At 35.9% G+C, this 11,156-nt stretch carries 1 protein-coding gene; it reads left to right on the top strand.

The window, feature by feature from the left end:
• Positions 1–11,156: amino acid adenylation domain-containing protein (locus ACIQLB_RS24395; protein WP_400731314.1), on the top strand; the 11,156-nt coding region annotated here is incomplete at both ends.

Here is an 11,156-nt window from a genome sequence, read left to right as displayed (position 1 = left end):
GGGGTATGGCAAGAAAATGGTGAGATACACTTTTTAGGCCGAATGGACAACCAAGTTAAAATCCGTGGGTATCGTGTAGAGCTGGGCGAAATTGAACAGGCATTTGAAAAAGTTAGGGATGTAAGCGAAGTAGTCGTTCATGTACATGAAGATGATTTAGTCGCCTTTTACGAAGCTGATGCTCAAATAGAAAAACAAGTGATCATCTCAACTTTATCTGAGAAGTTACCGCACTATATGATACCGACAGAGATTCATTTTTTAAAAGAAATCCCAAGACTAAGTAGTGGGAAAATAGATCGAAAAGCTTTACTTGCTTTCTATTCCTCTTTATCGATATCACCAAAACACCTAACGGAAAATATGTCAAGAACGGAACAAATTGTGCGAGAATACTGGGCTGATATTTTACATGTCCAGCCGTCTAGTAATTCGGAGCATTTTTTTGAAAATGGTGGGCATTCGTTAAAAGGCTCAGTTTTACTTGCTAAGCTATCTAAGCGTTTTAATGTTGATTTAACACTTAATGATTTATACCAAAATCCAACTATTAAAGAACTTGCGTATAAAATTGAACAATTAGAACCAGGGTGTCATCAGGAAATTACACCTTATCCAATACAAGAACGCTATCCGATTAGTTTACTTCAAAAGCAATTATTCGTTATTCATCAAATGGACCCGACATCAATTGCTTATAATGTACCCATCTTAGTAAGGCTAAAAGGATCATTAGATGTTCAAAAAACAACGCGAATTATGCAACAGTTAGTGAAACGACACGAAGTATTTCGAACATCGTTTCATTTAAAAGAAGGTGAACTATACCAAGAAATTTGTCCTACTACATCACTTGACTTAACGGTTGAAGAAGGAACAGCCGAAACAATTCATCATATTATGCGTTCATTTGTGCAACCATTTCAGTTAGAAGCAGGTTCACTTTTACGGATCAATTTAGTCGCCTGCAATGAACAAGAATGGTATCTATGTTTGGATTCTCACCATATTATAGTGGATGGTATTTCTATGCGTATTTTCTTCCAAGAATTTATTGCTATTTATAATGGACAAGCTTTACCGGAGAAAATGATTGATTATAAGGATTATACGCTTTGGTGTTTAGAAGAGTCTCAACAAAATTTAATTAAAAACAACACTCTTTATTGGCAATCCAAATTCGGAAATGACGCACCACTTCTTAATTTTCCAACAGACTTTGAACGTCCACGGATTCAAACATTTAATGGGGTTACCCTTTCTAGTCAATTGAGTAATGATGAGACAAACAAAGTTCATAAATTAGCAAAAAAATATCAAGTTTCAACATCTCTATTGTTCTTGAGTTGCTATAATATCTTACTTCATAAATACACTAAACAACAAAATTTAGTAGTAGGTGTACCGATTTCTGGAAGAATGCGACCAGAGGTGGAACACACAATTGGAATGTTTGTACATACATTGCCTATTCAATCAAAACTACTAAGTCATCAGCCATTCAACACGTATCTACAAAATTTAAAAGATCAATTTTATGAAGATTATAAACATCAAATGTTTGATTTTGAGGAATTGATAAACTCTGTACATGTAATTAAGGATTCCAGTCGAAACCCGTTATTCGATACTGTTCTAACGGTTCATCATAATGAACTAGAAGAATTAGTATTAAATGATTTTTCTTATACAATTGAAACATTTGAACAGCAAATGTCAAAATTTGATTTTTCATTGGATATTGAAGAAGTAAAGGGGAAAACAGAACTTATATTACGTTACAACACTGATTTGTTTGCACAAGAAACAATGGAAACTTTCTTGAGTAGTTTCCACTATTTAATTGAACAAATAGTTGCATCCCCTGAAGAACCTATTCACACATATTCTCTTTTAAATGATAATCATATAACAAACTTAATGGTAGAAGTTAATAATACAGCGCGTAGTTACCAAAATTGCCGACCTATCTATCGTCTGATAGAAGAACAAGTAGTTAAAACACCACATTATACAGCAGTTGTTTGTGGGGGAAAAAAAATCACATATGAAGAATTCAATCAAAAAGCTAATGCTTTAGCAACAAGATTGCGTGAAAAAGGATATGGAAAAGGCGATTTTATTCCAGTAATTATGAATAGAAGTATTGAAATGCCTTTAGTTATGTTTGCAATTTCAAAAATTGGGGCTGCTTTCTGTCCAATGGACCCTAGTTGGCCAATCAAACGTATCGAAACTATTATTCGTGATCTGAATGCATCAATTCTCTTAACTAATGCGATAATACCAATCAATCAGTTGAATATTGAAACAATGTTTATTGAACACGTGCAGCTGCCGTTAGTAAGTGAAAATTTAAAAGTTTCATTGAAAAACGATCATATTATGTGTGTCATCTATACTTCTGGGTCAACAGGTGTTCCTAAGGGTGTAAAAGTGTTGAATCGAGGAATTTTAAATCGTTTTAATTGGATGAATGATGAATTTGGAGAATATGCTGCACAATCCGTACTTAATACAACAAATTATGTGTATGACAGTGCTTTGTGGCAGCTATTTTGGCCAATGATTAATGGTGGGAAAACGGTGATACCGCTACCAGAAGACAGCTTAACGGCAGAATATGTAACGCAAATTATTGAACAAGAAAATATCTCATTAACAGATTTTGTACCATCAGTTTTTGATGTAATCGTCCAGCAGTTAAAAGAGGATTTCCAGTATCAAAAGGGTTTACGTAGTTTACAAACAATTATACTTGGTGGGGAAGCACTAACCCCTTCCACTGTATTAGATTTCTTAGCCATTTTCCCACACGTGAAACCATACAATTTATATGGACCAACTGAGGCAAGTATTGGTTGTATTTATCATCAAATTACAGGTAAAGAAAAGGGCAGAATTCCAATAGGTCGTCCAATTGCTAATACGAAAATCTATCTGCTGGATGAACAGCTGCACATAGTACCAAAAGGAGTTACAGGAGAGATTTATATTAGTGGAATATGCTTAGCAGAAGGGTATTTACATGATGAAGAAAAAACAGCTACTGCATTTATAGAGAATCCCTACGCTGAACAAGGGTATGAAAAATTATATAAAACTGGAGATTTAGCCAAGATCCTACCTAATGGAGAAATCGATTTTCTAGGTCGTATTGATTCACAAGTGAAAATACGAGGGCTAAGAATTGAGATGCAAGAAATTGAAAGACAGCTCCTCCTACACTCTTTCATTAAAGAAGCAGTAGTACAGGCAGTGACAATGGTTCAACAAACACATTTATGTGCGTATATTACATCCAATGAAGAAGTTGATGTCTATGTTTTAAGAAAGAAACTAGAAGAAATTTTACCATACTATATGGTTCCGACGTATTTCATACAACTAGATAGTATACCAATTGCAAATTCAGGCAAGGTGGACAAAAAAGCATTGCCACTTCCAACTATACAAAAGCATAAACATTCACAGAATATAAGTCCATCAAATGAGCTAGAAGTAGCAATTTATGATATATGGAAAAAAATTATTGTTACGGATGATTTTGGTGTGCATGATAATTTCTTTGAATTGGGCGGCGATTCAATTAAAGCATTACAGTTGATTTCGCATTTAAAAAGTATCCATTTAAAGTGTACTTTACAACAAGTATTTTTAAATCCAACTATTGCCGAATTATCAAAGATAGTCAAACAAGAGGAAACAAAAGTTATAGCGCAAAAGCCAATTGTTGGTGAGGTGTCATTAACACCAATTCAAAGACGTTTCTTTACGGTACAAGATCCACAATTGCATTTTAATCAAGCGATTTTATTAGAAAGTAAAGAAACAATAGACCTTACAGTTTTACAACAAGCGCTAGATAAATTAATCACTCATCATGATGCGCTGCGTCTGCAATTCAAGTGGACATCTTCTGCTATACATCAAGAAAATTTACCAGTAGGAGAAGGTTTTTATAGTATCGAGCAAGTAAACTTACAGGATGTAACAGCTCTGGCTACGCAATTGAAACAAGAAGCTAGCCGTATTCAACAAAGTATTTCCTTGACGACTGGACCGCTAATGAAAGTAGCGGTGATGAAAGCACAAGAAGGGGATTTTATCCTCTTTGCAATTCATCACTTAGTTGTCGACGGAGTGTCCTGGCGTATCTTAATGGAAGATTTTATTCATTTATACGATCAAGCGATGCAAGGTCAATCACTTACACTGCCAGAAAAAACGGTATCCTATCAAGAATGGGCTGAAGCTCTTCAAGCATATTCAACAAGTAAAATATTATGGAAAGAAGCACGATATTGGGAAGAGCAAGAGTCAAAGATTGTTCCAGCATTGCCAAAGGATAAGGATATGCCATTAGGTACTTATGCGGAAATGGGCAGTGTCTCCATGCAGTTAGATTCAGAGTGGACAGCACGTCTTTTACGTGAAGCACCGAAGGCGTATCAAACGGAAATCAATGATTTACTACTCGCAGCGTTAGGGCTTGCAATGAATAAATGGAGTGGAACTGATTCTATTCGTGTGGATTTAGAAGGACATGGCCGTGAAGAATTAGAACGGGCGTACGACCTATCGCGAACTGTTGGATGGTTCACATCAATTTATCCAGTTGTGCTTGACTTCACAAAAGTCGGGGATCTTTCCTACTTTATTCGCTCGGTCAAAGAAACATTGAGAAAAGTACCGAGTAAAGGACTAGGATATGGGGTCTTCAAGTATGGAATGGCTGAAAAACCTCAATGGATGCGTTCAACGGATGCCGAAATTAGCTTTAATTACTTAGGGCAAATTGATATACCGCAAGCGGATGAGATAAGTGGATTCTCTCTTTCACAACAATCACTTGATGGCTATCGTTCTGAAAAAGCTGATAATCTATATACTCTTGACATCAATTCGCAAATATTACAAGGAAGATTAGTCTTCAAAGTCGATTATGCGTCTAAGCAATACGAAGAATCAACAATGAATTCGTTTATCTCGTTGGTTAAATCTTCTTTACAAGAAATTATTTCCCATTGTATTTCCGTCGATAGAACAACTCTAACTCCTTCAGACGTAGGGGCTACAGCATTAACTTTAGAAGAATTTAAACTTATTGAAGAACAAGTGCATGGAGTAATCAAAAAAGTATATCCACTTTCTCCGATGCAAGAAGGTATGTTATTCCATCATGTAATGAATTCGAAGGCAAAAAGTTATTTTGAACAAAATCGCTTACGTATTCATGGAACGATCGATGAAGACATCTTTAGAAAAAGTTATCAATATTTACTAGATCGATATGATATTTTTAAAACGGCATTTATTTATAACCGCTTACGTCAACCAATGCAAGTGGTATTAGATAAGAGGCAAGGTGAAGTTCATTATCGTGATATATCACATCTTTCGCCTTTTGCACAAGAAGCTGAAATGGAGGAATTACTTGCTGCTGATAAAACACGTGGATTTGATTTAGAAAACGAGGTATTACTTCGTGCTTATATTATAAAATTGGACAAAGAAGTTTATGAAGTAATTTGGAGTGAACATCATATCCTCATGGATGGCTGGTGTTTAGCAATTGTCATGAAAGAGTTTATGGCTATTTATAATGCTTTTGCTCAAGGACAATCACCGATTCTCGAGGATGTTGTTCCATATGAAGTGTTCATTCATTGGTTGTCTGAACAGGATCAGGAAGAGGCAAAGAGTTACTGGAAAGAGAAATTAAATGATTTTACAACACCATTAGTTGTTTCACATTCTACAGCGAATAGCAATCAGCCGGAGTATATTCAAGAAACTGTCAAACTGATTCTGTCAAAATCCTTAACATGTGAGTTAGAAGCAATCGCAAAGCAATATGGCGTAACAGTTAATACAATTTTTCAGTCAATATGGAGTATATTTTTACGCAAGTTAAATCAAACAGATGACATTTTATTTGGGACAGTAGTATCCGGAAGAACAGCTGATATTGCAAAAATCGAAACAATGGTAGGGCTATTTATTAATACTATTCCTCTACGCCTAACGATTAACAAGGAGCTTTCATTTAAAGATTTAGTGCAAAAAGTACAACACGAAATCTTGGAAGCGGAGGAGTATAGTTATTATCCACTAGCATCTATTCAATCCGAAACGTCTTTAGGGAATGCATTAATCAACCATATTGTCGTGTTTGAAAACCATCCATTGCAAATGGAGATGCAGCAGTTAAAAGATAATTCATCAACACCGTTTCAAATTCAAGAGGTTGAGGCCTTTGAGCAAACAAACTATGACTTTAATGTAGTTGTGTTACCAAACGAAGCATTTGAAATAAATTTCGTATTTAATGCTAATGTGTACTCTAAAAAGGACGTGGAGCAAATTCGAACATCGCTACACTTACTTATTGAATCAGTTACTACATGTCAAGATGCGTTAGTACGCGATTTAAACATTGTATCAAATGAGCAATACGAGCAAATGTATTCATTATTAAACGATACAGAAGCTACATTCCCTATAGAAGAAACGATTCTATCAGTGTTTGAAACACAGGTAAAACTACATCCTAGTGCAATCGCTATAGTGGAAGGTGAACAACAACTCACATATAGCGATTTAAATGCAAAAGCGAATCAAGTAGCAAGGTTTATGACACAGGCACATGTGAAACCTCAAGAAATTGTTGGGATTTTATTAGATTCATCAATTGATATGATAATTTCCATTCTTGCGACGTTAAAATGTGGAGCAATATATTTACCTATTGATCCAACATATCCAAAAGAGCGAATTACCTACATGATGGAAGATAGTCAACTGAAAGTAGTGCTGACAAAAGAAAGTTATTGCTCTTCTTGCGCGGCTAATGTAAATATACTGCTTGTGCATGATTTGGCTATTAATCAACTATCTAAAGAAAACTTTGGTTGCACATTAAACTCATCGGATGTTGCTTACATTATCTATACATCTGGTACAACTGGACAACCAAAGGGTGTAGAGGTAACACACCGAAATGTGGTGCGCTTACTCTTTAATTCATCTATGCAGTTTGATTTTTCAAATAAGGATGTATGGACTGTTTTCCACTCCTTCTGTTTTGACTTTTCTGTATGGGAAATGTATGGAGCACTATTATATGGAGGGAAATTAATTGTCATCCCTAAACAGATTGCACGAGATACAGAAGCTTTTCATCAGTTGCTCATAAATGAAAAAGTGACGGTTTTAAATCAAACTCCAACAGCCTTTTTAAATTTATCCCAAATAGAGATGGAACAAGCATCAGCAAAACTTTCACTTCGTTACATTATCTTTGGAGGAGAAGCCTTAAAACCAATTATTCTGAAAAAATGGGCAATGCGTTATTCAAACACTAAATTCATTAATATGTATGGTATTACGGAAACAACGGTCCATGTAACCTACAAAGAAATTGGTTTAGAAGAAATTGAGCAAAATGAAAGCAATATTGGTAAGCCAATTCCTACCCTCCGTGTTTATATTTTAGATCAAGATATGCAACCAGTACCTGTAGGGGTTCCAGGGGAGCTTTATGTAGCGGGAGAAGGTGTTACTAAGGGTTATTTAAATCGTCAAGAGTTAACAAATGATCGATTTATCTCACATTCGATGCCTATATCAACGAATAAACATCGAATCGAACGTCTCTACCGTTCAGGAGATATCGTAAAAGTACTACCAAATGGCGAGTTGTCCTATATTGGACGCCGAGATGAACAAGTAAAAATTCGTGGTCATCGAATTGAAATAAATGAAATCATTTTAACACTGCTAAAACACTCAGAAGTAGAAGAAGCTATTGTAGTTGCAAAACAACTTCAAAATAATCAGTTAAGCATAGTTGCCTACTATGTTTCTTCATCTGGAACAGATATTCAAGATTTACGTGATTATCTCAAACAATGTCTTCCGTTCTATATGTTGCCTAATTACTTTATGCGACTTGACACTTTACCTTTAACTTCAAATGGGAAAGTCGACAAGAACACTTTGCCAAATCCAATCGAGCATATGCAACTATCTCATTCGTTGGAAAAACCAGTAGATGAGAAAGAAGCCAAACTTGTAATGATTTGTGAAGAAGTCTTAGGCATTCCATCTATTGGTTTAGAAGATAACTATTTTGCCTTAGGGGGCGACTCTATTAAGGCATTACAAATTTATTCTCGATTGCGTCAACATCACTTAAAGCTTGAAATCAAAGATATTTTTGAAAATCCAGTTATAAAAGATATGTCACGAAAAATTAAAGAAGAAACATATGTAATATGTCGTGAGGTTGTTAAAGGTGAAGTGCCATTAACACCAATTCAAAGACGTTTCTTTACGGTACAAGATCCACAATTGCATTTTAACCAATCGATTTTATTAGAAAGTAAAGAGACAATAGACCTTATAGTTTTACAACAAGTGCTAGATAAATTAATCACTCATCACGATGCGCTGCGTCTGCAATTCAAGTGGACATCTTCTGCTATACATCAAGAAAATTTACCAATAGGAGAAGGGTTTTATAGTATCGAGCAAGTAGACTTACAGGATGTTACAGCTCTGGCCACGCAATTGGAACAAGAAGCTAGCCGTATTCAACAAAGTATTTCCTTGACGACTGGACCGCTAATGAAAGTAGCGGTGATGAAAGCGCGAGAAGGAGATTTTATCCTCTTTGCAATTCATCACTTAGTTGTCGACGGAGTGTCCTGGCGTATCTTAATGGAAGATTTTATTCATTTATACGATCAAGCGATGCAAGGTCAATCACTTACACTGCCAGAAAAAACGGTATCCTATCAAGAATGGGCTGAAGCTCTTCAAGCATATTCAACAAGTAAAAAATTATGGAAAGAAGCACGATATTGGGAAGAGCAAGAGTCAAAGATTGTTCCAGCATTGCCAAAGGATAAGGATATGCCATTAGGTACTTATGCGGAAATGGGCAGTGTCTCCATGCAGTTAGATTCAGAGTGGACAGCACGTCTTTTACGTGAAGCACCGAAGGCGTATCAAACGGAAATCAATGATTTACTACTCGCAGCTTTAGGGCTTGCAATGAATAAATGGAGTGGAACTGATTCTATTCGTGTGGATTTAGAAGGACATGGTCGTGAAGAATTAGACCAGGCGTATGACCTATCGCGAACAGTTGGATGGTTCACATCAATTTATCCAGTTGTGCTTGACTTCACAAAAGTCGGGGATCTTTCCTACTATATTCGCTCGGTCAAAGAAACATTGAGAAAAGTACCGAGTAAAGGACTAGGATATGGGGTCTTCAAGTATGGAATGGCTGAAAAACCTCAATGGATGCGTTCAACGGATGCCGAAATTAGCTTTAATTACTTAGGGCAAACTGATTTGCCTTCAACCGAATCCAAATGGGAAATGTCAACATTCCCTCTAGGAGAAGTAGGTAGTAAAAAGTTAGAACGTCTCTACGCCATTGATATCAGTGGGAAAGTTTTAAATTCTCATTTGACGATTACCATTGATTATAGTCAGCCACGATACAATGAAGAAACTATGACACAATTACTCACATATTATCAAGAAAGTTTACTGGAAATTCTCAATTGTTGCATTGACGAGTCTAGACCTAGAAGAACGCCTAGTGATATTGGAAATCTAGCGCTATCACTTGAAACATTTGATGAATTAGAACAGAAGATTGAAGGATCAATTGTACAGATTTCGAACATGACCCCGATGCAACAAGGGATGCTGTATCATGCCAAATTGGATCCTTCATCACATGCTTATTTTGAACAGGCTTCGTTACAGTTATTGGGGCACGTTCAATTTGACAAACTTGAAGCTTGTTATCGTTTATTAATTAATAAATATGAAACCTTCCGTACACTATTTATCATAGAGCAGGTAGATCTACCTTGCCAAGTGATAGTACAGGAGGTAGAGGATACTATTCGTTTCATCGATTTACAACATTTGCAAGCAGATTTACAACAAGAAGCACTGCTTCAACTTTTGTTGGATGATCGAAATGCCTTCTTTGATTTTAAAAGGGCACCTTTAACAAGAATGATGCTAGTTCAGTTTAATGAAAATCGCTATCAGTTAATTTGGAGCTTCCACCATATGGTACTAGATGGATGGAGCATGGGTATTGTTATGAAAGAATTTTTCGAAATGTATGAAAAAGCGTTGCGAGAAGAAAGTTTACCATCAAGTATTTCATCTAATGTTCTTTATATGGATTGGTTAAATGAACAGGACCCGAAGGAAGCCCAAGAATTCTGGAAAGAATATCTAGCTGATTTTAATACGCTTTCAATTTTACCATATGAAAAATCGACACCATCTTCAGTATTTGTGGGAAAAGAATTTGTCTTCACATTTGGCAAAGAGCGCACGAATCAATTAAAGACATTAGCAGAAACAGCAGCTGTCACACTTAATAGCGTAATCCAAGCCGGATGGGGAGTGCTCCTACAGAAGTATAATGCTACACAAGATGTCGTATTTGGTTCTGTGGTTTCTGGGCGCCCGCCTACGCTTGAGCAAGTTGAGCAACTAGTTGGATTGTTTATTAATACCATTCCAGTACGTGTGAAGGGATCAGAAAAAATCACATTTAATGAACTGGTACAGCAAATACAAAAATCATTTTTACATGCAGAGCCATATTGCTACTATCCGCTTTATGAAATTCAAACACGACAAATGAACGGGAATCCCCTCATTCATCATGTTATTGCATTCGAAAATTACCCGGTTGAAAAGGGAATTCAGGAAATTAGTGACCAGAAAACATTAGGATTTGAAGTGGAAGAAGTAAAAATGTTTGAACAAATAAATTATGCATTCGGTATTGTCGTCATACCATCAGTGGATGATATGACAATTAAGTTTACGTACAATGGGGGAGTATTCACAGATCAGGCTATTGCTAACATTCGGGAACATTTTATTTATATATTGGATCAAGTTATCCAGAAGGTAGATCTCCCACTCAACAGTATTGAATTACTTTCATTAAATGAACAAAGTCAACGAATAGATGGACAGAAAGGAAAATCAATTGCGTCATTACAAACTGTCCTATCGCAATTTGAAGAACAGGTAAGCCGAACACCAAATCACATTGCCATTAAAACAGGTGAATATCTTTTAACTTATGAAGCTCTATA

This window comes from Lysinibacillus sp. NPDC092081, assembly GCF_044755845.1.
GTDB lineage: Bacteria > Bacillota > Bacilli > Bacillales_A > Planococcaceae > Lysinibacillus.
This window is presented reverse-complemented; position numbering and strand designations above follow the sequence as displayed.